Annotated in this window: 25 protein-coding genes; 19 read left to right on the forward strand and 6 right to left on the reverse strand. The window is 68.0% G+C overall.

Features of this window, described 5'->3' with window-relative positions; genetic code table 11:
- Positions 1-2: 2 nt before the first annotated feature.
- Complete coding sequence (locus SBI67_RS22160) at positions 3-848, reverse strand: helix-turn-helix transcriptional regulator (RefSeq protein WP_318982644.1); 846 nt, start codon at positions 846-848, stop codon at positions 3-5.
- A gap of 112 nt (positions 849-960) precedes the next feature.
- On the opposite strand from SBI67_RS22160, the gene SBI67_RS22165 reads away from it, so the two are divergent.
- The 5 genes from SBI67_RS22165 to SBI67_RS22185 all read left to right on the forward strand — a co-directional run bounded on the left by SBI67_RS22165 (position 961) and on the right by SBI67_RS22185 (position 5855).
- Entirely contained in the window at positions 961-1926 is a 966-nt protein-coding gene (locus tag SBI67_RS22165) for an SDR family NAD(P)-dependent oxidoreductase (protein WP_318983018.1), read from the forward strand.
- Between the two features lie 90 nt (positions 1927-2016).
- Positions 2017-2880, forward strand: coding sequence for a siderophore-interacting protein (locus SBI67_RS22170; RefSeq protein ID WP_318982645.1), 864 nt, complete (start codon positions 2017-2019; stop codon positions 2878-2880).
- A 5-nt stretch (positions 2881-2885) separates the two neighbouring features.
- On the forward strand, positions 2886-4046 hold the full coding sequence (locus SBI67_RS22175) for an alpha-hydroxy-acid oxidizing protein (protein ID WP_318982646.1): 1161 nt from the start codon (positions 2886-2888) through the stop codon (positions 4044-4046).
- Between the two features lie 38 nt (positions 4047-4084).
- Positions 4085-4972: a tyrosine recombinase XerC gene (locus SBI67_RS22180; RefSeq protein ID WP_318983019.1), complete on the forward strand. Its 888-nt coding sequence runs from the start codon at positions 4085-4087 to the stop codon at positions 4970-4972.
- Positions 4965-5855: an alpha/beta fold hydrolase gene (locus tag SBI67_RS22185; RefSeq protein WP_318982647.1), complete on the forward strand. Its 891-nt coding sequence runs from the start codon at positions 4965-4967 to the stop codon at positions 5853-5855. The genes SBI67_RS22180 and SBI67_RS22185 overlap by 8 nt, the downstream gene beginning before the upstream one ends.
- On the opposite strand, the gene SBI67_RS22190 is transcribed toward SBI67_RS22185, so the two are convergent.
- Positions 5792-6355: a M23 family metallopeptidase gene (locus tag SBI67_RS22190; protein WP_318982648.1), complete on the reverse strand. Its 564-nt coding sequence runs from the start codon at positions 6353-6355 to the stop codon at positions 5792-5794. The genes SBI67_RS22185 and SBI67_RS22190 overlap by 64 nt on opposite strands.
- A 303-nt stretch (positions 6356-6658) precedes the next feature.
- On the opposite strand from SBI67_RS22190, the gene rpsB reads away from it, so the two are divergent.
- From rpsB to SBI67_RS22230, 8 genes are all read left to right on the forward strand, one after another.
- Positions 6659-7477 carry a 30S ribosomal protein S2 gene (rpsB, locus tag SBI67_RS22195; protein ID WP_266046014.1) on the forward strand — a complete coding sequence of 273 codons (819 nt, stop codon included), beginning with the start codon at positions 6659-6661 and terminating at the stop codon, positions 7475-7477.
- Between the two features lie 20 nt (positions 7478-7497).
- Positions 7498-8313 carry a translation elongation factor Ts gene (gene tsf, locus SBI67_RS22200; protein ID WP_266046013.1) on the forward strand — a complete coding sequence of 272 codons (816 nt, stop codon included), beginning with the start codon at positions 7498-7500 and terminating at the stop codon, positions 8311-8313.
- A gap of 101 nt (positions 8314-8414) precedes the next feature.
- Entirely contained in the window at positions 8415-9809 is a 1395-nt protein-coding gene (locus tag SBI67_RS22205) for an amidase (RefSeq protein WP_318982649.1), read from the forward strand.
- 110 nt (positions 9810-9919) lie between these two features.
- Positions 9920-11098 carry an ABC transporter permease gene (locus tag SBI67_RS22210; RefSeq protein WP_318983020.1) on the forward strand — a complete coding sequence of 393 codons (1179 nt, stop codon included), beginning with the start codon at positions 9920-9922 and terminating at the stop codon, positions 11096-11098.
- 66 nt (positions 11099-11164) lie between these two features.
- Positions 11165-11725, forward strand: a complete 561-nt coding sequence (locus SBI67_RS22215; protein WP_318982650.1) for an FtsX-like permease family protein — start codon at positions 11165-11167, stop codon at positions 11723-11725.
- A 6-nt stretch (positions 11726-11731) separates the two neighbouring features.
- Positions 11732-12463 (forward strand): ABC transporter ATP-binding protein, encoded by a 732-nt coding sequence (locus tag SBI67_RS22220; protein WP_318982651.1) that lies wholly within the window; start codon positions 11732-11734, stop codon positions 12461-12463.
- A 21-nt stretch (positions 12464-12484) separates the two neighbouring features.
- Positions 12485-14005 carry an APC family permease gene (locus SBI67_RS22225; RefSeq protein ID WP_318982652.1) on the forward strand — a complete coding sequence of 507 codons (1521 nt, stop codon included), beginning with the start codon at positions 12485-12487 and terminating at the stop codon, positions 14003-14005.
- Complete coding sequence (locus tag SBI67_RS22230) at positions 14002-15972, forward strand: primary-amine oxidase (RefSeq protein WP_318982653.1); 1971 nt, start codon at positions 14002-14004, stop codon at positions 15970-15972. The genes SBI67_RS22225 and SBI67_RS22230 overlap by 4 nt, the downstream gene beginning before the upstream one ends.
- Before the next feature lie 322 nt (positions 15973-16294).
- Here SBI67_RS22230 and SBI67_RS22235 read toward each other — a convergent pair whose 3' ends face one another.
- Positions 16295-16717 (reverse strand): MarR family winged helix-turn-helix transcriptional regulator, encoded by a 423-nt coding sequence (locus SBI67_RS22235; protein ID WP_413232547.1) that lies wholly within the window; start codon positions 16715-16717, stop codon positions 16295-16297.
- Between the two features lie 45 nt (positions 16718-16762).
- On the opposite strand from SBI67_RS22235, the gene SBI67_RS22240 reads away from it, so the two are divergent.
- The 4 genes from SBI67_RS22240 to SBI67_RS22255 all read left to right on the forward strand — a co-directional run bounded on the left by SBI67_RS22240 (position 16763) and on the right by SBI67_RS22255 (position 19729).
- Complete coding sequence (locus SBI67_RS22240; RefSeq protein ID WP_318982654.1) at positions 16763-17443, forward strand: class I SAM-dependent methyltransferase; 681 nt, start codon at positions 16763-16765, stop codon at positions 17441-17443.
- A 108-nt stretch (positions 17444-17551) separates the two neighbouring features.
- A complete protein-coding gene (gene pyrH, locus SBI67_RS22245) occupies positions 17552-18277 on the forward strand; it encodes a UMP kinase (protein ID WP_266046006.1) in 726 nt (241 codons plus the stop codon).
- A 24-nt stretch (positions 18278-18301) separates the two neighbouring features.
- Positions 18302-18859, forward strand: a complete 558-nt coding sequence (gene frr, locus SBI67_RS22250; protein WP_318982655.1) for a ribosome recycling factor — start codon at positions 18302-18304, stop codon at positions 18857-18859.
- Complete coding sequence (locus tag SBI67_RS22255; protein ID WP_413232548.1) at positions 18860-19729, forward strand: phosphatidate cytidylyltransferase; 870 nt, start codon at positions 18860-18862, stop codon at positions 19727-19729.
- Here SBI67_RS22255 and SBI67_RS22260 read toward each other — a convergent pair.
- Positions 19640-20587, reverse strand: a complete 948-nt coding sequence (locus SBI67_RS22260; protein ID WP_318983022.1) for a DMT family transporter — start codon at positions 20585-20587, stop codon at positions 19640-19642. The genes SBI67_RS22255 and SBI67_RS22260 overlap by 90 nt on opposite strands.
- A gap of 202 nt (positions 20588-20789) precedes the next feature.
- Here SBI67_RS22260 and SBI67_RS22265 point away from each other — a divergent pair, with 202 nt between their 5' ends.
- Together SBI67_RS22265 and rlmN are read left to right on the forward strand one after the other, a co-directional pair.
- Positions 20790-21605: a LysR family transcriptional regulator gene (locus SBI67_RS22265; protein WP_413232556.1), complete on the forward strand. Its 816-nt coding sequence runs from the start codon at positions 20790-20792 to the stop codon at positions 21603-21605.
- 14 nt (positions 21606-21619) lie between these two features.
- On the forward strand, positions 21620-22711 hold the full coding sequence (rlmN, locus tag SBI67_RS22270; protein ID WP_318982658.1) for a dual-specificity RNA methyltransferase RlmN: 1092 nt from the start codon (positions 21620-21622) through the stop codon (positions 22709-22711).
- Between the two features lie 77 nt (positions 22712-22788).
- Here the strand turns inward: rlmN and SBI67_RS22275 are convergent, their stop codons facing one another.
- Positions 22789-23331 (reverse strand): TetR/AcrR family transcriptional regulator, encoded by a 543-nt coding sequence (locus SBI67_RS22275; protein WP_318982659.1) that lies wholly within the window; start codon positions 23329-23331, stop codon positions 22789-22791.
- A 25-nt stretch (positions 23332-23356) separates the two neighbouring features.
- Positions 23357-25528: a glycoside hydrolase family 3 C-terminal domain-containing protein gene (locus SBI67_RS22280; RefSeq protein ID WP_318982660.1), complete on the reverse strand. Its 2172-nt coding sequence runs from the start codon at positions 25526-25528 to the stop codon at positions 23357-23359.
- Between the last annotated feature and the right edge of the window lie 20 nt (positions 25529-25548).

The raw sequence follows: 25548 nt of genomic DNA on the forward strand, positions 1-25548 counted from the left end.
ACTCAGTCGGCCATCACCTGGGTACCCAGCACGATGGCCAGGGCGAGGCGGTCGGCGTCTTCGGCCTCGGGTTCGGCGGTGTACATGGTGATCCGCAAGTCATCGGTGGTGACGATGAGGGTGTCGCAGTCCAAGGTGATGCGGCCGACATCGGGATGATCGATCACCTTGTGTTTTCCGAATTCGGAAGGCGCAGGGGGAGAGCCTGATTCCCACAATTCGACGAATCGGGGGCTCTGCGTCTTCAGCTCGCGGATCAGCGTCTTGAGCCGCTGGTCGGCGGGGTATCGGGCAGCGGTCATCCGCAGATCGGCGACCAGGTGGGCGTGGAACTCCGCTTTCTGCTCGGCGGTCTGCACCGTGCGCGAACCGGGGCCGAGCAGGTGGCGCCAGACGGCGTTGCGTTCGATTCCGCGCCATTGCGTGGTGGCACCCATCAGGGCGTCGTACGGGGCATTGGCCGTCACCAGCGTCCACATCGCGTCGTGCACGGCGACGGGCGTGTGGGCCAGGCGATCGAGCAGACGCTGCACGCTGGGTGTGATGCGTTGGGATACCAATTCGAGACCGGGAGGCTCGTGCCCGGCCAACCGGAACAGCAGGGCGCGGTCGGCGTCGGTGACCCGCAGCGCGCGGGTCAACGCCTCGACGACCTGTGCCGAGGGCGACGTGGCACGGCCCTGCTCCAGACGGGTCAGATAGTCGACCGAGATACCGGCCAGCCCGGCCAACTCTTCGCGGCGTAGTCCCGTCGCACGACGTCGGCCACCGACGGCAATCCCGACGGTGGTGGGCGTCACGCGGCTGCGCCACTGCCGCACGACTTGGCCGAACTCGGGTGAAGCCATCACTCAAGTGTGCGCCGCGTGCGGCGGCGATGTCCTGGCACTGCCAATCCCAGGAACGCTGGGCGGCTGGCTAAGGCAGGTGTGCTCGTCCACCGTGGCAGACATGACTGAGATGACACCAGGCACGGTACTGATCACCGGTCCGACAGGTGGACTGGGCCGCGAGACCACGCTGGCGTTGGCGCGCAGACCCGCAGCCGAGCGACCGGACCTCGTCCTGGTCGGCCGGGCCGGCGAACCCTTGGGCGCCGTGGCGTCCGAGGCGCGCGCACACGGAGCCGTCGTGCACGACATCGGCGCGGATCTCGCCCGGCTATCTGATGTCCGCGCCGCGGCCAGCACGGTCAGTGAACTGGTCGCAGCGGGACAGACCCGGCCGTTGTGCGGGCTGATCGGCAACGCCGGCCTCATGTCCGTCGACACCCACACGGCATCAGCCGACGGCTACGAGCTCACCTTCGCGGTGAACTACCTGGCCCACGCACAGCTGATCGACGACTTGCGCGACCAGTTCAGCGGCCCAGCACGCATCGTGCTCGTCGGATCGAACACATACCACCAGAACATCTTTCGCAAGATGCTGCGCGTCGCGCCGGCGCACTGGCGAGATCCGATCGAGATGGCGCGTCCGCTGCCCGCGCACGAGCCCGCAAGCATGGAGCGCAGTGGCATCGCCTACTCCGATTCGAAACTGGCGATCCTGTACTACGCCCACGAACTGGAACGCCATCTCCCGGACGGAGTCACCGTCGCGGTGTTCGAGCCCGGCTTCATGCCCGGCACCGGATTGTCGCGTGCGTTCGGCGGGCCCCTTCCTGCAGCGGATCGGACAGGCCATCCAGGCGATCCCAGGCGTCTCCTCACCGGCGCGGTCGGGTCCGCTGCTGGCCTCGGTCGCCGTCGACGCCCGATGGGCTCACCTGAAAGACGGAGCCTTTGTCGTCAAGAACGCCGAGCGGCCGGTGCGGCCGTTCGCCCACGACCGCATCCGCGAACAACAGCTCTGGGCAGCGACCACCCAACTGCTGCGGACACCGAGCCGGTCATGATCGATGGCCCGGTGACGATCCGACTGTGACTGCCGCGACTGCGGAGGCGTAGCCGACCGCGGCCAGGCGACCGCTCGTACAGTGGTCCCGAGATCGATCGACAGAAATGGGGGACCGCCATGGCGGGACGTCCGGTCCACACCTTCGAGGTGGTCAGCTCCACGCAGCTGACCCCGCACATGATCCGGCTGGTGCTGCGCGGCAGCCGACAGGGGCAGGGCTTCGACACCTTCACGCCCAGCTCGTTCACCGACTCCTACGTCAAGGTGGTCATCGTGCCCGACGGGGTCGACGTCGGCGCGCTGCCGCGCCCGCTGACCCTGGACAGTTTCGGTGAGCTCCCCGAGGATCGCCGCCCGACGGTGCGCACCTACACCGTGCGCCGGGTGGACGCCGAAAAGGGTGAGATCGCCATCGATTTCGTCGTCCACGGCGACCAGGGCGTGGCCGGCCCCTGGGCCGCGGCCGCCAAGCCGGGGCAACCGGCGTACCTGATGGGTCCCAGCGGCGCCTACGCGCCGGACCCCGCCGCCGACTGGCACCTGCTGGCCGGCGACGAAGCCGGGCTGCCTGCGATCAGTGCCGCCCTGGAGGCGTTGCCCGCCGACGCCGTCGGGCAGGTGTTCGTGGAGATCGCCGGGCCCGAGGACGAGCTGGAGCTGGCCGCGCCGGCCGGCGTCGCGGTGCACTGGATCCATCGCGGAGGCCGGGCCGACGAGGTGCCCGACAGCCAGGCCGGTGACAACGCGCCGCTGGTGGCCGCCGTCCGCGGCGCGCCGTGGTGGCCCGGCCAGGTGCAGGCATTCGTGCACGGCGAGGCCCAGGCGGTCATGCACAATATCCGGCCCTACCTGCGCAAAGAGCGCGGCGTCGAGGCCAAGTGGGCATCCATCTCCGGGTACTGGCGGCGCGGGCGCACCGAGGAGACCTTCCGGCAATGGAAAGCCGAGCTGGCGAAAGCGGAAGCGGGCCAGCCAGACTGACCCTCATGGCATTCGGCGATTACCAGTTCGAGATCTACCTGCAGGGCCTGTCCGGTGTGGTGCCCTCCCTCCCGATCGGCTACGCCGAATTGGAGGAGCGTGCTGAGAAGGCGATGTCCGCGTCGCTGTGGTCGTATGTGGCCGGCGGCGCCGGTGACGAACGCACCCAGCGGGTCAACGTCAGCGCCTTCGAGAACTGGGGTCTGATCCCACGGATGTGTGTCGGGGCCACCGAGCGCGACCTGACGGTCGAGCTGTTCGGGCTCACGCTGCCTTCGCCGGTGTTCATGGCGCCCATCGGGGTGATCGGGTTGTGCGCGCAGGATGGGCACGGTGACATCGCCGCAGCCAGGGCCGCCGCCCGCACCGGCGTGCCCATGATGGTGTCCACCCTGACCACCGATCCCCTGGAAGCCGTCGCCGCCGAATTCGGTCACACCCCAGGCTTCTTCCAGCTCTACACCCCCAAGAACCGGGACCTGGCGGCCAGCTTCGTGGCGCGTGCCGAAGCCGCCGGATATCGCGGCATCATCGTCACCCTCGACACCTGGGTGCCGGGCTGGCGGCCCCGCGACCTGAGCACCTCCAACTTCCCGCAACTGCGCGGGCACTGCCTGGCCAACTACACCAGCGACCCGGTGTTCCGGGCCGGGCTGGCGCAGCCGCCCGAGGAGAACCCGCAAGCCGCGACCCTGAGCTGGGTGCAGACCTTCGGCCAATGCGTCACCTGGGACGACCTGGCCTGGTTGCGGACGCTGACGAAACTGCCGTTGCTGGTCAAGGGCATCTGCCATCCCGACGATGTGCGGCGGGCCCGCGACGTCGGCGTCGACGGCATCTACTGCTCCAACCACGGCGGCCGACAAGCCAACGGCGGCCTGCCCGCCATCGACTGCCTGCCCGACGTGGTGGCCGCCGCCGACGGGATGCCGGTCCTGTTCGACTCCGGGGTGCGCAGCGGCGCCGATATCGTCAAGGCACTCGCCCTGGGTGCCACCGCCGTCGGCGTCGGCCGCCCGTATGCCTACGGTCTGGCGCTCGGCGGCGTCGACGGAGTGGTGCACGTGCTGCGTTCGCTGCTCGCCGAGGCCGACCTGATCATGGCGGTCGACGGCTACCGGTCACTGGCTGATCTCACCCCGGACACGCTGCGGCGCGTCACCTAGACAGCCCGTCGCCGGCGCAGCACGGTGGGGGAGTGCAGATCGAGCCCATCCTCGAGGAATTCGACACCTACCTCGCCCTGCAACGCGGCCGCTCCGAGCACACCCGCCGCGCCTACCTCGGTGATCTGCGGTCGCTGTTCGAATTCACCGGCGGCGGGCTGGAAAGCCTGAGCCTGCTCACGCTGCGGTCCTGGCTGGCCGGCCAGGCCGGCGCCGGCGCGGCGCGCACCACCCTGGCCCGGCGCACCTCGGCGGTCAAGACGTTCACCGCCTGGGCATGCCACCGCGGATTGTTGCGCACCGATCCCGCGGCCCGGCTGCAAACCCCTAAATCACACCGCACGCTGCCGGCGGTGCTGCGCCAGGACCAGGCCCTCGACGCCCTCGACGCGCTGAATTCCGGTGCGCAACAAGGAGATCCACTGGCACTGCGAGACCGGCTGATGGTGGAGCTGCTGTACGCCACCGGGATCCGGGTCAGCGAGCTGTGCGGCCTGGACATCGACGACGTGGACAGATCCCGCCGGGTGCTGCGGGTGCTGGGCAAGGGCAACAAACAGCGCACGGTGCCGTTCGGGGAGCCGGCCGCGGTGGCCCTGCAGGCCTGGCTGCGCGACGGCCGCCCGAAACTGGCCACCGCGAAATCCGGTCCCGCGCTGCTGCTGGGTGCCCGCGGCGGTCGGGTCGATCAACGCCAGGTCCGCACCGTCGTTCACGACACCATGGCCGCCGTCGACGGTGCACCCGACCTGGGCCCGCACGGTCTGCGGCACAGCGCCGCCACCCACCTGCTCGAAGGCGGGGCCGACCTGCGCATCGTGCAAGAGCTGCTGGGCCACTCCAGCCTGGCCACCACACAGCTCTACACCCATGTCACGGTGGCACGGTTGCGGGCGGTGCACGACCAGGCTCATCCGCGTGCCTGAGCGATCGACCGTCGCCCTCCCCGGCGCCACGGTGTCCTATCTCGAATGGGCGGCCCGCCGGCCGGCGTCGGGCCTGACCGTTCTGCTGTTGCACGGCGGCGGGCTGGACAACGCGGCGCTGTCCTGGGGCGGGATCGGACCGCGGCTGGCGGCGGCTGGACATCGCGTCGTCGCCCCCGACCATCCGGGGTATGGGCACAGTCCGGCCGCGTCGTGGCGGGCCACCCAGCAGCGCCTCGTCGACTATGTCGGCGAGTTCGCCGACGCGCTCGATCTGGGTCCGCACGTCACCGGCGGCCTGTCACTGGGCGGCGGGATGACCATCGGGCACACCCTGGCCAGGCCGGAAGCGGTGACGGCGGCCATGTTGTTGGGCAGCTACGGACTGATGCCCCGGTTGTCCGACGGGCCGTTCTCCGGGCTGCGACAGGTGCTGACCTGGGCACTGCTGCGCACCGGCCTGCTCACCACGCTCAGCCGCAATGCGGCGCGGCACCGCTACATGCTGGAGTGGAGTATGGCCGCCCTGGTGCAGGACGCGGCGCGGCGCACCCCGGAGCTGCTGGACGAGGTGCGGGCCGCCGCGCAATCGGACAACGCGTTCGCGGCGTTCGAACAGTGGCAACGCGACCAGGTCCGGTGCACCGGCCTGCGCACCGACTATCGGAACCGGCTGGCGGACATCGCCGTGCCGGTCCTCATCGTCCACGGCGGCAGGGACACCGGCGTGCCGGTGATACACGCCCGCGCCGCCGCGGCCGCGATACCCACGGCCACCCTGGAAGTCGTTGCCGGCGCTGGGCATTGGGTTCAGCGTGATCAGCCCGATCTGGTGGGTTCGATCATGCTGGCCTTTCTCGGTCGGCTCGCCACGGACCGCTGACCGCCGGGCCGAACGCGGCCCAGCGGCTTGAGCCGGATCGGGGTGTCGGCGACCAACCCGAGCGGGTCGACATAGTCGGCTCGCGAAGCCGCGCCCCACATCGCGCCCCAATGCAAACAGGTCGACGCCGGGCAGCCAGGGTGACCGGCGAGCAGCACCCCGAGCGGGGTGCCCGCCTGCACGAGCTGCCCGGCCCGCACCGCCGGGCGCACCGGTTCGTAGCTGGTGCGCAGGCCGCCGGGATGGGCGATGGACACCAGCGGGCGCCCGGCCAGTTCCCCGGCGAACACCACGGTTCCGGGGCCGGCGGCATAGACCGGCTGGCCGGCAGTGCCGGCCAGGTCGACCCCGCGGTGACCGCTGTTCCAGCGGGCGGCCGGCGGGTCGAAGGCGCGGGTCACCGCCGGACGGGGCTGCAGCGGCCAGCGCAGCCGCGGGGTGTCCGCGTGTGCCGGTGCCGCGAACAGCAGCGCCACCGCCACCACCGCCAGGACCCTCATCACCCCAGCTCAGCCTGTTGCCGACGAGTTGGAAACCCGTCCGCGGGGAAATGTGGACAAAGTCCCGACTGTGCACAACTGCGGTGGTAAAAGCACCTGTATCCACGGTGTAAACTGCTATCCGCAGCTCACATCCGTGGGCTGACTTCGCGCGTCTGCCCCGCAACCCCGCTCGATTCGGGTTGCACCAGCATGCCGGGCGGTCCTGGTTCGGGAAACCGAAGCGGGTCCGGCAGCTGCAGACGCCAGGGTCCGGGATCGACCGATTCCGGACGACAACCGACACAAAGGAATCACGGACTCATGGCTGTTGTAACCATGAAGCAGCTGCTTGACAGCGGCGCACACTTCGGGCACCAGACCCGTCGCTGGAACCCCAAGATGAAGCGGTTCATCTTCACCGACCGCAACGGCATCTACATCATCGATCTGCAGCAGACGCTGACCTACATCGACAAGGCCTACGAGTTCGTCAAGGAGACGGTGGCCCACGGCGGCACCATCCTGTTCGTCGGCACCAAGAAGCAGGCCCAGGAATCCATCGCCGACGAGGCGACCCGGGTCGGTATGCCCTACGTGAACCAGCGCTGGCTGGGCGGCATGCTCACCAACTTCTCCACCGTGCACAAGCGCCTGCAGCGCCTCAAGGAGCTCGAGGCCATGGAGCAGACCGGTGGCTTCGAAGGCCGCACCAAGAAGGAAATCCTCATGCTCACGCGTGAGAAGAACAAGCTGGAGCGCAGCCTCGGCGGTATCCGGGACATGCAGAAGGTGCCCTCGGCCATCTGGGTCGTCGACACCAACAAGGAGCACCTGGCCGTCAACGAGGCCATCAAGCTCGGCATCCCGGTGATCGCCATCCTCGACACCAACTGCGATCCCGACCAGGTCAACTACCCGGTCCCGGGTAACGACGACGCGATCCGGTCGGCCGCGCTGCTCACCAAGGTGATCGCCTCTGCCGTCGCCGAGGGCCTGCAGGCCCGTGCCGGCGCAGGCAAGACCGAGGCGGCCGAAGCGGCCGAGCCGCTGGCCGAGTGGGAGCAGGAGCTGCTGGCGGGTGCCACCACCGGTACCGCCGACAGCGCCGGCGCTGCCGACACCACCACCGACGCTTCCTAATTTTTCAGGAGAAGGCTTTTATGGCTAACTACACCGCTGCCGACGTCAAGCGCCTGCGGGAGCTGACCGGCGCCGGCATGCTCGACTGCAAGAACGCGCTCACCGAGACCGACGGCGATTTCGACAAGGCCGTCGAGGTGCTGCGCATCAAGGGCGCCAAGGATGTCGGCAAGCGCGCCGAGCGCGCGACCGCCGAGGGCCTGGTGGCCGCCAAGGCCGGCGCTCTCATCGAGCTGAACTCCGAGACCGACTTCGTCGCCAAGAACGACGAATTCCGGGCCGTGGCCGACCAGATCGTCACCGCCGCCGCCGAGTCAAAGGCGAGCGACGTCGACGCGCTCAAGGCCGTCAAGGTGGGTGACACCACCGTCGAGCAGCTGATCGCGGACCTGTCCGCCAAGATCGGCGAGAAGCTGGAACTGCGCCGGGTCGCCTACTTCGACGGCCAGGTGGAGACCTACCTGCACAAGCGCGCCGCGGACCTGCCGCCGGCCGTGGGCGTGCTGGTGGAGTACACGGGGTCGGACGAGGGTGCCGCGCATGCGGTGGCCCTGCAGATCGCCGCGCTGAAGGCCAAGTACCTCACCCGCGACGAGGTGCCCGCCGATGTCGTCGCCAACGAGCGTCGCATCGCCGAGGAGACCGCCAAGGAAGAGGGCAAGCCCGAAGCCGCGCTGGCCAAGATCGTCGAGGGTCGCCTCACCGGGTTCTACAAGGACGTGGTGCTGCTCGACCAGCCGTCGGTCTCCGACAGCAAGAAGTCGGTCAAGGCGCTGCTCGACGAGGCCGGGGTGACCGTGACCCGGTTCGTCCGGTTCGAGGTCGGCCAGGCCTAACAGCCGAACAGACACCGAATGTCCCCCCGCACCCGCCCGGTGCGGGGGGACATTTCTGTCTGCGCACCCGATCGCTGGTACGTACTGGTACCGTCGGGCTCATGACACGTGTGCACGCCTTCGGCGACGATGCCCTCGGTGACTTCGACGCGGTCGCCCTGGCCGCTGCCCTGCGGGCCGGCGAGGTCTCGCAGGCGGAACTGGTCGACGCCGCCATCGCCCGCGCGCACGCCGTGAACCCCGCCCTCAACGGGCTGGCGCACGACGGATTCGACATAGCCCGCGCCGCCGCGCCCCGCACCGGCTTCTTCGCCGGCATCCCGACGTTCGTGAAGGACAACGTCGACGTCGCGGGGATGCCCACGATGGACGGCACCGACGCCTGGGCGCCGCGTGCGGCAGCGGCCGACGGCGACTTCGCCCGCGCCTACCTCGGCACCGGCCTGGTCGCCCTGGGCAAGACCCGGCTGTCCGAATTCGGGTTCAGCGCCTCGGCCGAGCATCCCCGGCTGGGGCCGGTCCGCAATCCGTGGCACACCGACCACACCGCCGGGGCGTCGTCGTCGGGATCGGGTGCCTTCGTGGCCGCCGGGGTGGTGCCCATCGCACACGCCAATGACGGCGGCGGCTCGATCCGCATCCCGGCTGCGTGCAACGGACTGGTCGGGCTCAAACCCTCTCGCGGCCGGCTGCCGCTCGACAAGCAGATGCGGCAGATGCCGCTGCGGATCGTCGCCAACGGTGTGCTCACCCGGTCGGTGCGCGATACCGCCGCGTTCTACCGTGAGGTCGAACGCCTGCGACGCAATCCGAAGCTGCCGCCCATCGGTGACGTCACCGGACCCGGCCGCAGCCGATTGCGCATCGCCGTGTGCACGGAATCCATTGCCCGGCAAGCCAGCACGGAGATCCGCGACCTGACGATGAAGACCGCGGTGCAACTGGAGGGCCTCGGGCACCGGGTCACCGAGATCACCAACCCGGTGCCGGCGTCGTTCATGAACGACTTCCTGCTGTATTGGTCGCTGCTGGCCTTCGCCCTCGTACGCGGCGGGCCACGCACCTTCGGACCGACCTTCGACAAGACCAAGCTGGACAACCTCACCCTCGGCCTGGAGGACCTGGCCGGTCGCAACCTGCACCGGATGCCGCTGGTCATCGCCCGGCTGGCTCGAACGCGGCGCATCATCGCGCGACTGTCCACCTCCTACGACGTCCTGCTCACACCCACGCTGGCCGATGTGACACCCCCGATCGGGCACCTCGACCCCACGGCGCCCTATCAGCAGATCATCGACCGGCTGGTGGATTGGGTGGCCTTCACACCGCTGCAGAACGTCACCGGCGATCCGGCGATCTCGCTGCCGCTCGGCCGCTCGACGCACGGCCTGCCGGTCGGGATGATGTTCAGCGCGCAGCAGGGACAGGAGCGGCTGCTGCTCGAATTGGCCTACGAGATCGAGGAAGCGCAGCCGTTTCCACGGATCCAGGACTGAGCCGACAACGAAATCCGTTGTCTGTGAGACACCTTGTTGTAATCGCAACCAGATCCCGTTAACCCGGCCGATACCACAGACTCCATTGGGCGAAACACCGCGGTTCGACCATTCCCCTCGTGGAGTCCCCAGCACCACCCACGATCACCCGTCCGCCGGAGATCGCCGCCGCACCCGGTAACACCTTCTGGTGCCTGATCCGCTTCGCGTTGGCGAATATCAAACGCCGGCCCGAGCGGTTCGTGCTGTCCGTTCTGGGCATCGCACTGGCCATCGCCTGTGTCACCGTGGTGCGCACCATTGCCGCGAGTTTCGCCATCACGGGCGAGGATTCGGTCACCGACGTGATCGGCGATGCCCAACTGTGGGTGGTGCCCGCCGCCGGTGTGCACTACGACAACGAAGCCCAGGCGCTGGTGGCCGCCGGCCCCGCCCCGACGATCACGACCGTGCCGGATGGCTGGTCCGCGGTCCGGACGCTGTCGGGCACCGCCACCGTCAACGGCATCCCGGTGTCCATCCGGGGCGCCGACACCGTTGCCGCGGGCCATATCGCCGTCGGTGAAAAGCTCGCGACCAGGCTGGGCGTGCACCCGGGTGACCGCGTCATGATCGGCGGACAGAACCTGACGGTGGACATCGCGGGTACTGGCCAATCCGCCTCGATACCAACGGAACTGGCGCGCAGCGTGGTCGGTGAGAACGGTTGGTGGACCATCACCGCGCCGGCCGGTCAGGAGAAGCGTCGTGACCTGGCCCAGGTGTTCGGCGCGGCGACCGGACTGCCGGCCACCACCGACCCGTCGGTGCAGCCCGCGGCCGGTGGACAAGGGCTGATCTATGACACCGTCGGCGGAGTCGGCCCGCTGAGCTTCGAACAGAACTACTCCGCACTGTTCTCCGGCAAGGTGACCGGCTCGACACTCGGACTCATCTCCACCATCGGTCTCATTCTCGGATTCGTCATCGCGGTGTCCTCCTTCCTGGCGGCCGTCTCCGAACGCAAACGCGAATTCGGGATCATGTCGAGCATCGGCCTGGCCGACGAGGTGCTGTACTTCTTCCTGGTCGAGTCGGCCATCGTCTTCGTGGTCGCCTACGCCGTCGGCGTCCTGGGCGCCGGAGCCGCGGTGGCTCTGGTGATTCCGGGCATCGCGACGGTGACCGCATGGGCGCAGGCTGCCGGCATGGTCGCCGCGTTCATCCCCGCCATGGCGATCGTCGGCGCACTGATCCCTGTGCACCGGCTGCTGCAACAGCGGCCCGTCGACCTGTTGGGCGGCCGATGAGCGCCTGCGCGAAGAGGAAAGAGCACAGATGAGCGCCTGCGCGAAGAGGAAAGGGCACACCTAGCCATGCGTTACGGACTGTCCTACGGCTGGCTGGCGGCGCGCCGCCGGCTCTCGGAGATGATCCTGCCTGCCATCACGACGGCCACCGGCGCCTTCCTGGTGGTGATCGTGTTCGGCATGTCGGACGGAATCCGCGCCCAGTCGGCATCGTTGGGTCACGCCGACGAGATCCGAGCCGCGGTGGTGCTCATCGCCGTCACCGTGTTGTTGGTCGGCGTCGTCGAGGTCGCCGTCGCCACCACCAGGACGGTGGCACAACGGACCAAGGAGCTCGGTGTGCTGGGCGCCAACGGTATTGCCCGCACGCCGGTGGTGATCGCGCTGTTGGTCGAACCCGTCATCGCGGCCGTGCTGGGCGCCGCCGGTGGCGCGCTGCTGGCCATCGTCACCGGACTGGCGCTGGGCGCGCTCGGATTCGTGCCCACCGGCGTCGCGGTCGGCGGCCTGGTCCTGGGAACCGTCATCGCCGTCGTCGTCAGCGTCGTCGCGGCGCTGGCCACCAGCGTCGTACCCACCTGGAATGCTGCCTCCCGCCCGCCCATCCGATCACTGAGTACGGGATAGGACCATATGACCGCCATCAACGAGTCGGCCACCACCGAACGCGAATCCGGTGCATCGGATACCACCGCTCCCGTCATCGAGATCTCCGACGTGTGGAAGCTGCACAAACTCGGCGACGAGGTCGTCAAGGCCCTCAAGGCCGTCGAATTGCGGGTCATGCCCGGGGAATTCGTGTGCCTGATGGGCCCCAGCGGTAGCGGCAAGTCGACCCTGCTGAACATCATCGGCGGGCTGGACCGCCCGACCAAGGGCATCGTCCGCGTCGCGGGACAGGACACCTCGACCATCTCGGAGAGCCAGTTCGCCGCGTTGCGCCACGACACCATCGGCTTCATCTTCCAGAGCTACAACCTGATCCCGTTCCTGTCTGCCGTCGAAAACGTCGAACTGCCCCTGATGTTCGAGCCCTACGACCGTAAGGCGTTGCGTAAGCGGGCCATCGAACTGCTCGAGCTGGTCGGCCTGGGGCATCGGGTGCACCACCAGCCCACCAAGATGTCGGGCGGTGAGCAGCAGCGCACCGCGATCGCGCGGTCCCTGATCAGCAATCCGACACTGGTACTGGCCGACGAGCCGACCGCAAATCTTGATCACCGCACGGGGGAGACGGTGGTGCGCATGCTGCGCGACCTGTGTTCGACGCTCGGCGTCACGGTCGTCGCCAGCACTCACGACCCCACGGTGGCCGACGAAGCGAGCCGTGTTGTCCGGATGCGAGACGGACAGATCACCAACTGATCCAACGGTATTGGAGACGTCATGACCCAAGAAATGACGCATTCGGCAACCACCGAACGCGACAAACTGATGACCACCGAGCTGGTCCCCGAACAGATCCTGCCCAAGGTGATGAGCACGTTCGGGCTGACCGCCGCCTACGTGTTCATCATCTGCTGGATCACCGGCTCGTCGGTGATGGCCACCGGCGGCTGGACCGCCATCCCGATGTGGATCCTGGGCATCCTGACCTTCCTGGTGCCGGCCGGTATGGCCGTCGTCGAACTGGGCAACCTGTGGCCCGGCCAAGGCGGCGTGTACATCTGGGCCACCCGCACGATGGGGGAGACCTGGGGGTTCATCGGCGGCTACCTGTCCTGGGTGCCGGTGATCCTCAACGCCGCGTCCTCACCGGCGGTGGTGCTGTCCTTCCTGCTGTTGGCCTTCCACGCCGAATTGGGGGTGATGCCCAGCGTTATCCTGCAACTGGTCATCATGTGGGTGGTGGTCGGGCTGGCACTGGCCAAACTCTCCGCCAACCAGCGGATCATGAACGTCGTCTTCGTGGTGTTCGGTGCCCTGGCGCTGACCATCTTCACCTGCGGTCTGCTCTTCGCCGTGAAGCACGGCTCCGCGACGCCGTTCAGCTGGCATGACGCCGTGATCCCGAACTTCGCGGTGTCGGGCTTCCTGTACGGCACGGTGCTGCTCTACCTGCTCGGCGTGGAAACCCCGTACAACATGGGTGCGGAGTTCCTGTCGGTGCGCAAGAGCGGACCGCGCATGATCCTCTGGGGCTCATCGGCTCTGGTGGCGATCTACCTGCTCACCACCCTGGGCACGATGATGGCACTGCCCACCGACCAGATCGACGCCGTGACGGGCGTGATCGGCATGCTGGGTGTGTCGGGATTCCCCGGGCTGATGGAGATCTGCGCTGTCGTGCTGGCATTGATCATCGTGGTGGCGCTGATGACCTATCAGGTGGCCTACTCCCGCTTGATCTTCGTCTCCGGTCTGGAGCGCCACCTGCCGCGGATCTTCACCCACCTGAACCCGCGGACCCGAAACCCGGTGTCGGCCATCTTGATCCAGGGCGTCCTGTCGTCGCTGCTCATCGTCGGGTTGTACTCGCAGAGCAGCCTGGTCAATACGACGATCTTCCTGCAGGGCGGTTTGTCGACGGTGTGGCTGCTGTCCGGGTTCTTCTTCCTGATCCCGGTCGTCATCGCCCGCAAGAAGTACGCCGACCGCTATGCCAACGAGACGTTCTGGCGCATCCCGGGCGGCATGGTCGGGGTCTGGATCACCGTCGTGGTCGGCACATTGGGCACCATCGCCGGCGTCTACTACTCGTTCGCCAAGTCCTGGCTGACCAGCGCCGGTGTCGGCGACGGTGAATGGATGGCCTGGGTCGGCAGCATCAGCGTCGGCATGTTCGCGCTCGGGCTGATCGTCTACATCTTCGGCCGCCGCTCGGCGCACAAGGTGTCTCAAGACGACGCGCTCGCCCATCTCGCGGTGTTCGATCTCACCAAGGAAGCAGAGGAAACAGCCAAGTGACCATGGAGGACACCGTGCCAGGCACGGGCACCGCCGCACCCGCCACCCGCTACCCGCTGGACCCGCTCAGCGGGGCCGAAATCGAGGCCGCGGCCGCGATCATCACCGCATCCGAATATGCCAGCCCCACCCTGAAATTCGTGATGATCCAACTGGCCGAGCCGGAGAAGACGCCGGATCTGACCTTCCGCACCGACGTGCCGCGGCGAGCATTCGCCAGCATGTACGACGCGGCGGCGAAGATGATCTACGAGGCCGTCGTCGACCTGGGTGCGCGGGTCATCGACTCGTGGACCGCGGTGCCGGGACGCTTCCCGTCCTACCTCGTCGAGCACATGACGGGCGTGGAGGAGAAGGTCCGCGAAGACCCGCGCTGGCAGGAGGCGATGCGCAAACGCGGGGTCACCGACTTCAGCCTCGCGATGATCGATCCTTGGCCGGCAGGCTATTACGGCGCGGGCGACCACTACGACAACTCCCCGTTGATCTGCCGTCCGCTGACCTTCATGCGGGCCGCGCCGTCCGAGCACGGCTACGCCCGCCCGGTCGAGGGACTGATCGTCACCTTCGATCTGGACGCGATGGAAGTCATCGACATCGAGGACCACGGCGTGGTCCCGCTGCCGCCGACCGCGGGCAACTACTCCGAACAGTTCATGTTCTCGCCGGACAACCGGCCGGCGTTCACCCAGTTCCGCGACGACGTGAAACCGATCGAGATCACTCAGCCCGACGGTCCCAGCTTCACCGTCGACGGCTGGAAGGTGCAGTGGCAGAAGTGGTCCCTGCGGATCGGCTTCAACCCGCGGGAGGGTGTCACGATCCATGAGGTGACCTACACCGACCGGGGCGAAACCCGGCCGATCCTCTACCGCGGGTCGCTCTCGGAAATGGTGGTGCCCTACGGTGACACCTCGCCGACGCACTGGAACAAGAACGTGTTCGACATGGGCGAGGTCGGCATGGGGTTCTCGGCCAACCCGTTGACGCTGGGCTGTGACTGTCTGGGCGAGATCTACTACTTCGACGGCACGGTCAACGACTCCGACGGTAACCCGGTCACCATCCCGAACGCGATCTGCATGCACGAGGAGGATTTCGGGATCTCCTGGAAGCACACCGACTTCCGTACCGGTGAGGTCGAGGTGCGACGGTCGCGGCGGCTGGTGGTCTCGATGATCTGCACCGTCGGCAACTACGAGTACGGCTTCTTCTGGTACTTCTACAACGATGCCTCCATCGAGGTCGAGGTGAAGTTGTCCGGCGTGCTCACCACCGGTGCGATCGCCGACGGCGAGACACCGCGCTGGGGCAAGATGGTGGCCCCCGGCATCTACGGCCCGAACCATCAGCATTTCTTCAACTTCCGGCTGGACATGAGCATCGACGGTGCCGGAAACAGTGTCTACGAGGTGGATTCGGTTCCCGAACCGGACCCGGCGCTCAACCCGCACCGCAATGCGTGGATCACCCAGGACACCCTGGTGGCGTCGGAGGCCGAGGGTGCGCGGGACTGGAACTGGGAGACCGGCCGGTACTGGAAGGTGACCAATCCGTCCAAGGTCAACGAACTCGGCGCACCGGTGGCGTACAAGCTGGTGCCCAAGGAGATCGTGCCGGTGATGGTGCAGGAGGGCTCCTACATCTACGACCGGGCCCGCTTCGTCCAGCACAACCTGTGGGTGACCAAGTACGACCCGGCGGAGATGTTCGCCGCGGGGAATTACATGTACCAATCCGCCGATATGCAGGGGCTGCCGGAATTCGTCGCCGATGATGCGCCACTGGAGGACACCGATGTGGTGCTCTGGTACACACTCGGCGCCCATCACGTGGTGCGGCCCGAGGACTGGCCGGTGATGCCCTGTGCCTACACGGGTTTCCACCTCAAGCCGATCGGGTTCTTCGATGGCAATCCGGCGCTGGATCTGCCGCCGTCACCGCCGAAAGCCTGCCACCACCACTAGTGGCGCGGGTAGCGTTACCGCTCGCATGAAGATCGACGCCGTGTTCGTGATCAAGCGGCGCGGTGTCGTGGTGACCGGGCGGGTGGATGCCGGTTAGGTCCGGGTCGGGGACACCCTGTGGGTCGCCGACCGGACCTTCCGCGTCGACGGGATCGAGGCCTACCGCAAGTCACTGGAGTGCGCGTCGGCGGGCGACACCATCGGCCTGCTGTTCCGGACCGCTGAGAAGGCCGACTTCAGGCAGGGTTCGGTGTTGCGAGACAGCCCGAGTGACGGCGCGCAGGCGTCGGCCACATTCGTGCTCTGAACGCGGGTACCCCGGCTATTCAGTCACGGTGGCCAGCATGCGTTTCAACTCCGAGCGCTGACGTTCGCCGAGGTGTCCGAGCACCTTGAGTTCGGCCGCCCGCACGCCGGCGTCGGTGCGTTTGAGCAACTTCACCCCCTCCCGGGTGAGCTCGGCGGGTAGCGCCCGGCCGGCCGGCACGGTGGCCGGCCGGGATACCAGGCCGACCTCCTGCAGCCCCCGCACCACCATGTTCATCGCCTGGGGGGAGACGTTGGCCTCGCGCGCCAGTTCGGCGTTGGAGCGGCCCGGCTGGAACGACAGCAATCGCAGGCAAAGATATTGGGCGAAGGTCAGATTCAACGGTTCGAGCACGGTGGTCAGCACCTCTGCGCGCAGCGTCGTGGCCGCGCGGTGCAGCAGGTATCCGAGGGGGAGGTCATCGACGGTGTCGCCCACATCAAGAATATTGACACATATCAAGCACGTTGATATACCGGAGTCATGACCACACCACAAGAGATGTTCGAATCGGCCTACCGAGGAGAAGTCCCCGACCTCGACGGCGCCAAACCGCCGTGGAGTATCGGAGAACCACAGCCCGAGATCGCCGCCCTCATCGAGGCCGGACGGGTGCACGGCGAGGTGCTGGACGCCGGATGCGGGGAAGCGGCCACCGCCCTCGAGTTGGCTGCCCGGGGGTTCACCACCGTCGGCCTGGACTCGTCGCCCACCGCCATCGAGCTGGCCCGCGCCGAGGCTGCCCGGCGCGGCCTGGCCAACGCCACCTTCGCCGTCGCCGATATCAGCACCTTCACCGGCTACGACCGCCGGTTCGGCACCATCATCGATTCGACGTTGTTCCATTCGATGCCGGTGCAGTTGCGGGAGGGGTATCAGCAGTCCATCGTGCGGGCGGCCGCACCCGGCGCGTCCTACTTCGTCCTGGTTTTCGACGCCACGGGAATGCCCACCGACGGCCCGGTCAACCCCGTCACCGCCGACGAACTGAGGGACGTGGTGGGCAGGTATTGGCAGATCGACGAGATCCGGCCGGCCCGCATCCACGCCCAGGTGCCCCCGGGGATGGGCGACTTCGGCGCCTTCGCCGGCGCCGACGTCCGCGATGAGGCCAATGGCCGCAAATCGGTCGGCGCCTGGCTGCTGACCGCGCATCTCGCCTGAGCGAAATCCCTCGAAGCGCCCCGGCCACCCCGACGTGGCCGGGGCGTCGTCATGAGGCAGGATTGGAGGTCGCAAGCGTGTCGGGAAGTGCCGCAACGAAGGAGTCTCATGGCGGAAGCACAGATCCGGCCGGCGTACTCGCGGGTGCTGCTCAAACTCGGCGGCGAGATGTTCGGTGGCGGGGAGGTCGGCCTGGACCCCGATGTGGTCGCGCTGGTGGCCCGGCAGATCGCCGAGGTGGTGCGCAGCGGTGTCCAGGTCGCGGTCGTGATCGGCGGCGGCAATTTCTTCCGCGGCGCCCAGCTGCAGCAGCGGGGAATGGAACGCACCCGTAGCGATTACATGGGCATGCTCGGCACCGTGATGAACAGCTTGGCCCTGCAGGACTTTCTGCAAAAGGAGGGCATCGACACCCGGGTGCAGACGGCCATCACGATGGGTCAGGTCGCCGAGCCCTACATCCCGCTGCGTGCCCGCCGGCATCTGGAGAAGGGCCGCGTCGTCATCTTCGGCGCCGGTATGGGTCTGCCCTATTTCTCCACCGACACCACGGCGGCTCAGCGCGCCCTGGAGATCGGGGCCGAGGTGGTGTTGATGGCCAAGGCTGTCGACGGCGTGTTCACCGCGGATCCGCGCGAGGTGCCCGATGCCGTGCTGTTGACCGAGATCACCCACCGCGAGGTGATCGATCGTGGCCTCAAGGTCGCCGACGCCACCGCCTTCAGCCTCTGTATGGACAACGGCATGCCGATGCTGGTGTTCAATCTCCTCACCCACGGCAATATTGCGCGAGCGGTCGCAGGTGAGAAGATCGGAACGCTGGTCACCAGCTGAGCGCGCCTTTAAGGAGATAGACACGTGATCGACGAAACCCTCTTCGACGCCGAGGAGAAGATGGAGAAGGCGGTGGCGGTGGCGCGGGATGACCTGGCGTCGATCCGCACCGGTCGGGCCAATCCTGGCATGTTCTCCCGGCTGAACATCGACTACTACGGTTCGCCGACCCCGATCACCCAGCTCTCCAGCATCAACGTGCCCGAAGCCCGGCTCGTGGTGATCAAGCCGTATGAGGCCAACCAGCTGCGCAATATCGAGGACGCCATTCGGAACTCCGATCTGGGCGTCAACCCATCCAACGACGGCAACGTCATCCGCATCTCTGTGCCGCAGCTGACCGAGGAACGGCGCCGCGAATTGGTGAAGCAGGCCAAGTCCAAGGGCGAGGACGCCAAGGTGTCCGTACGCAACATCCGTCGCAAGGCGATGGAAGAACTGGCCCGGATCAAGAAGGACGGCGAGGCCGGCGAGGACGAGGTGAGCCGCGCCGAGAAGGATCTCGACAAGACGACCGGCACCTACGTCGCGCAGATCGACGAACTGGTCAAACACAAGGAAGGCGAGTTGCTGGAGGTCTAGGTGACCTCCCAGCATCCCCGACCCGTGGCACAGACCGAGCCACCGAAGAAGACCTCGCGCGCCGGACGCGACCTGCCCGCCGCGATCGCGGTCGGCGCCATCCTCGGCGCCATGGCCATCGGCACCCTGTTGTTCGCCCCGATCTGGTGGCTGCCCCTGCTGGCCGTCGCCATCGGCATCGCCACCCATGAGGTGATCCGCCGGCTGCGCGAACACGGCTACGACCTGCCCACCCTGGCGCTGCTCGTCGGTGGTCAGGCGATGATCTGGCTGACCTGGCCGTTCGGCGTCGCAGGCCTGCTGGGCGCCTATGGCGGGACGATCGTCGTCTGCATGGTCTGGCGGCTGGTCGGCCACGGGCTGGACCGGCAACCGGTGAACTACCTGCGGGATATCGCGGCGACGGTGCTGCTGGCCACCTGGGTGCCGATGTTCGCCGCCTTCACCGCCCTGCTCATCTTCGCCGACCACGGTGGAGTGCGGGTGTTCACGGTGATCGCGACCGTGGTGTTCGCCGACATCGGTGGCTACGCCGCGGGAGTCCTGTTCGGCAAGCACCTGCTGGCGCCGGCGATCAGCCCGAAGAAGTCCTGGGAGGGCCTGGGCGGGTCACTGCTGTTCGGTGTCACCGCGGCGGTGCTGATCGTGGCGTTCCTGCTGGACAAACCGGCCTGGGTGGGTGTCCCGCTCGGCGTACTGCTGGTGATCACCGGCGTGCTGGGCGACCTGGTCGAATCTCAGGTCAAGCGCGATCTGGGCATCAAGGACATGGGCACGCTGCTACCCGGCCACGGCGGGATCATGGACCGGATCGACGCGATGCTGCCGTCCGCGGTCGTGGGCTGGATCGTCCTGACGCTTCTTGCTTGACCCGGCCCCCCGGGACCCCGACGCGTTCAGCCAGCAGGCCAGCGCCCCCAACACCAGCCCGACGGCGATCCCCATGTTGACGCGCTCGCCGAGCATCAGCCACGACAACACACCGGCGACCGCGGGAATGACGCAGAACAACATCGCCACCGACGATGCGCCGTAGAGCCCGATTGCCCGCACGTACAGCGACACCCCGAGGGTCGCGTTGAGCAGCACCACCCCGGCCACCGCCAGCACGGCATGCGTCGCGTTGTGCACCTGGAACGGCGTGGTCAGGGTCAGGGCCAGGGCGGGCACGAAGGCCACCGCGTTCTGCACGGCGGTGGACGCGCGAAAGTCGACGCCGGCGCAGAACCGTTGTTGGTAGACCCCGCCGGCGGCCAAGCCGAGCAATGCCACCAACAGCAGTCCCACCACGGGGTCGACCCCGCCGGTCGCGATGAGCCGGGTGGCGCACGCCGCGAGCACCGCGGCCACCCCGAGCACCAGGGCCACCACCCGACGCGCGGTGAGCCGATCTTTGAGGACGGCCGCGGCCAGCAGGGCCGTGGCGACCGGGTTCATCGCGATCACCACCGCGCAGAGCACCGCGGGCGCGCCGTGCTGGATGGCGACGTAGAGCGCGCAGAACTGCACTGCTTGCATCAGCAGTCCGGCCACCGCGACGTGCACCAGCGTGCGCCCGGTCGGGAACCGGACCCGGGCCAACGCCGCCCACACGCCGAGGATCGCGCCGGCCAGGCCGAACCGGAAGGCGAGTACCGCCATGGGCGATAAGGCATGCACCGCCATGTTGCCGATCGGGTAACCAAGGGCGTAGAAGAACGTCACCGTGGTCGCGGTGCGCAACGGCATGGCCTGCGTCATGACCTCATGGTCGACGGCGCGGTGGGGGCCGGTCCAACGAATATCGACTATCGAGACCGATCACGAATACTGATCGGAAAAGCGGAATAGACCCGCGTCACTCGAAAAGCACCTGGCTTTTGATCGACGCTGCTGATCAGAGTACGTTGGCCGGGTGGGTCAGGTGCTGGATATCGCTCCGCTGCGCAGCATGGTGGCGGTGGCCGACTGTGGCGGGTTTCACCGCGCGGCCGCGGTGTTGCACATGACTCAGTCCGCGGTCAGTCAGCACGTCAGGCGGATCGAGGCCGTCGTCGGCGGCGCCGTCGTCGAACGGTCGGGCCGCGGTGTCGCGTTCACCGAACTGGGCCACCGGGTGCTGGGACATGCCAGGACCATCTTGGCCGCCCACGATGCGGCGCTGACCGACCTCGGCGCCGCCGAGGAGCGGGTATTGCTGATCGGGGCCACCGAGCACGGCGCCGACGTCATGCTGCCCGCCCTGACCGCAGCCCTGGGCCGGCGGCTACCCGACTGGCGGCTGCGGTTCCGGCTGGACCGCAACGTCCTGCTGGCCGACGCCATCGAACACGGCCAGCTCGACCTGGCGGTGATGCTGGACGGCTCCGGGCTGGACCCCGCTCACGCCTCCGGAATGCTTGCGCTGAAATGGGTTTCGGGTCGGTCCTTCGCCATCCCGGGCGACGGCCCGCTGCCGGTGGTGATGTTCTCCGAACCGTGCACCCTGCGCGAACCCACCTTCGCCACACTGGAGCGCCTGGAGGCCGACTACCGCATCGCCGTCGAGTCCGCCGACCTGTCGGGGCTGTTCGCCGCCGTGCGGTCGGGGCTCGGGGTGGCGCTGCTGCCGATGATCGGCCGATTGCCCGACGGACTGTGCCTGGCCGAGGGGCTGCCCCCGGCCAGCCGTGCGTCGGTCTTCGTGCGCGGCCGGACCGGCATCGACGCCGCGATCCTGAACACCGTCGAACACACCGTGCGTGACGTTCTCGCCGGACAAGCCTGATACTGGAACGGAACATGAAGCAGGAACTGGTCTTCGAAGCCCCCCGTCGCGGAATGCCGCCACGGCATCTCGCCGATCTCGACGAAGCCGGGCGGGTGGCCGCCGTCACCGAACTCGGGTTGCCGAAATTCCGCGCCAAACAGCTGGCCAACCAGTACTACGGGCGGCTGATCGCCGACCCGCGGCAGATGACCGACCTGCCCGCCGCGCTGCGTGAACAGGTGGCCCATGAGCTGTTCCCGACGCTGATCACCCCGGCCCGTGAGATCCAGTGCGACGCGGGGGAGACCCGTAAGACGTTGTGGCGCGCTCAGGATGGCACCACCTTCGAATCGGTCTTGATGCGCTACCCGCAGCGCAACACCGTCTGCATCTCGTCACAGGCCGGCTGCGGGATGGCCTGCCCGTTCTGCGCGACCGGTCAGGGCGGGCTCAAGCGCAACCTGTCCACCGCCGAGATCTTGGAGCAGGTGCGGGCGGCGTCGTCGGTGATGCGGGCCGAACATGACGGCCGGCTCTCCAACATCGTCTTCATGGGCATGGGCGAGCCGCTGGCGAATTACAACCGGGTGGTGGCCGCCGTCCGGCGCATCACCGCGCCGCCGCCGGACGGGTTCGGCATCAGCGCCCGCTCGGTGACGGTCTCCACCGTCGGCTTGGCACCAGCCATCCGCAAGCTGGCCGACGAGAAACTTGGCGTGACCCTGGCGCTGTCGCTGCACACCCCCGACGACGAGCTGCGCGACACCCTGGTCCCGGTGAACAACCGCTGGAAGGTCGACGAAGTGCTCGACGCCGCACGCTATTACGCCGATGTGACCGGCCGGCGGGTGTCGGTGGAGTACGCGTTGATCCGCGACGTGAACGATCAGCCCTGGCGCGCCGACCTGCTCGGCAAGAAGCTGCATGCCAAGTTGGGTCCGCTGGTACACGTGAACCTGATCCCGCTCAACCCGACACCGGGCAGCGAGTGGGATGCCAGCCCCAAACCGGTCGAGCGTGAGTTCGTCAAACGCGTTGTGGCCAAGGGTGTCTCGTGCACCGTGCGGGATACCCGGGGTCGTGAGATCGCCGCCGCATGCGGGCAGCTGGCGGCCGAGGGCTGACCGGCCCGGCTCGCCGAGATCGACGTTCTGTCGGGGTGTTCTCGCACTTTCTGACCCAAATGCGCAATTGGGCGGGGTTAGTCGGTGTGGCGGATGCCCACCGCGTGGCGCAGCTGGGCCAGGAACTGTCCCTCGTCATCGCTGCGCACGATGTAATGCGATATCGCGATCCGGATCGCGGTGGCCGCCCGGACCGGCCCGTTGGGCCCCGGCATCAGCTTGAGCAGCCGCGCCCGCATCAGCGGAATGACGTGCGACAGTTGCTTGATCACCACTTCCGGCTCGATGTCGACCACCCGCACGCCGGAATAGGACTGCTGGTACTCGACGATGAATCGCAGTGCCGCGTCCAACTTCTCGGTTCCGCGCAGGCCCGCGGTGGCCTGGCTGATGCCGGAGTCGAACATCTGGCCCTCGTACCTGCCGAACGCGGCGAGCAACTCGTCTTTGGAGGCGAACCACCGGTACAGCGTGGGCCGGGAGACGCCGGCTTGGAGCGCCACCTCGGACAAGCTCAGCTTGGTCTGTCCGCTGCGCCCGAGTACCTCTGCCGTGGCCGCCAGAATCCGCCGCCGCGTCGAGGTGTCCTCGCCCGCATCGGCGGTCAATGGCTTCTTCACATTCCCGATCGTAATTGTTCGACCGTCACGCATCGGTCTGCCGCTGCGCGTTCATCCGGTTCAGCAGCGCGTCCAAGTGCTCCCTGGTGAACCGGCCACCACTGAACCCGGCCAACCGGTCCAGGGGCAGGGCGCCGACGAGGGTGAGCATATCGGCCGGTTCGGTTCGGCCACCGAACAATTCGGTCATCGCCGCGGTGAGGATCGGCGCAGCGACCGGATCGGCAAGAACCTCGCCCAGCGTGGACTCGCGCGTGAACGATTCGGCCGCGTCGTCTCCTGCGACCTGCACCGTGGTCTGCAGTCGCAGGTCGCGGCTGGATGCGGCGGCCCACAGCGTGTATTCGCCGCTGTCCACCACCCAGCGGTCCGCCCAGCGGGCGAGGTCGGTGCGCAGCACCGGGATCTCGACGATGCCGGTGGCGCCGGGCTCCAGGATCAGTGAGCCGAACCCGACGAGCCAGCGCACCGGCCGGCTCACCCGGGACTCCGGCAAACCGGCATAGACCTGTACCACCTCCCTGCCGGCCCGGCTGCCGGTGTTGGCGACGGTCACGGTGACCGTCAGTCCGTCGCCGTGCTCGGCCACCTCCATACCGCAGTAGCCGAAGGTGGTGTAGGACAATCCGTGCCCGAACGGAAAGGTGACCGCCAGCTCCCGCGCGTCGTACCACCGGTAGCCCACGAAGATTCGCTCGCCGTACACGGTGTGGCCGTGCTCGGGCGGAAAATTCAGGTAGGCGGGCACGTCCTGCAGTCGCGCGGGCACCGTCTCGGCGAGGCGCCCCGACGGGTTGACGTGACCGAACAGCACATCGGCGACGGCTGCGCCGCCCGCCTGCCCGAGCAGTGCGCCGTCCAGGACGGCCGGTGCGAGCGCGGCCACCTCGTCCAACCGGACCACACCGCCGTGTGAGAGCACCGCCACCGTGCGCGGTTGCACCCGCACCGCTTCCCGCAGCAAGTCGATCTGGTCGGCAGGCAGATCGATATCGGGACGGTCCAGACCCTCCGAGTCGGCCTCGGCGGGCAGACCGAGAAAGACCACCGCGGTATCGGCGGCCGCGGCGAGGCGCGCGTCGTCGGCATAGGTCACCCCGTGATCACCGGCGACCCTGCGGATCTCGTCCAGTGCCGTGTCCAGCCGAGTCGGGTTGACGTGCGAACTGCCGCCGCCTTGATATCGCGGTTGGGTGGCGTAGTGTCCGATCACCGCGATGCGGGACGGGCGCAGCGGCAGTAGCTCCCCGTCGTTCTTGAGCAGCACGATCGCCCGCGCGGCCGCTTGCCTGGCCAACAGGTGATGCGCTTCGGCGTCGAATGACGTTGCCCCAGCGCGGCTTTGCCGGGTCCGATCGGCCAGTCGGCTCACCCGACCGGCGGCACACGCCACCGCGTCACGGGCCAGATCGCCCCGGCCGACCGCCTCGACGACATCGCGGTCGGACACCCCACCGGTGCCCGGCATCTCCAGGTCCAGACCGGCAGCCACCGCGGCCACCCGGTCGGCCACCGCACCCCAGTCACTGACCACCAGGCCGTCGAAACCCCATTCGCCGCGCAGCACCTCGGTGAGCAGCCAGCGGTTCTGCGCCGCATACACCCCGTTGACCCGGTTGTAGGAACACATCACCGACCACGGCCGGGCGGTGCGCACCACATGCTCGAAGGCGCGCAAGTAGATCTCGCGCAGGGTGCGCTCGTCGACATCGGAACTGGCTCGCATCCGGTCGAATTCGGCGTTGTTGGCGGCGAAGTGCTTCACTGCGGCGGCCACGCCGACACTCTGCACACCGCGCACCCACGCCGCGCCGAGCATCCCCGAGAGCAGCGGATCCTCGGAGAAGTATTCGAAGTTACGCCCGCACCGGGGGTCGCGTTTGATGTTGATACCCGGCCCCAGCAGGACGTCGACACCGAGCGCCCGGCTTTCCCGGCCGAGGGCGGTACCGACCATCTCGACCAGATCGGGGTCCCAGGTCTGGCTCAGTCCGACCGCAGGCGGAAAGCACGTCGCCGCAACGCTGCCCTCGGCACCCACCTGCGCTGCGCCGCTGTCGATCTGCTTGCGCACCCCGTGCGGGCCGTCGGTGAGCACCATGGACCGCACCGGCCCGACTGCCTTGGTGGTCCAAAAGCCGGCGCCGCTGCCGAGGGCAGCTTGGTCGGCCAGGTCGAGTTCTGCGATATCGGCCATGGCGCCAGGCTACCGACGGC

The sequence above is a fragment of the Mycolicibacterium chengduense genome (assembly GCF_033741155.1).
In the GTDB taxonomy this organism is placed as follows: domain Bacteria; phylum Actinomycetota; class Actinomycetes; order Mycobacteriales; family Mycobacteriaceae; genus Mycobacterium.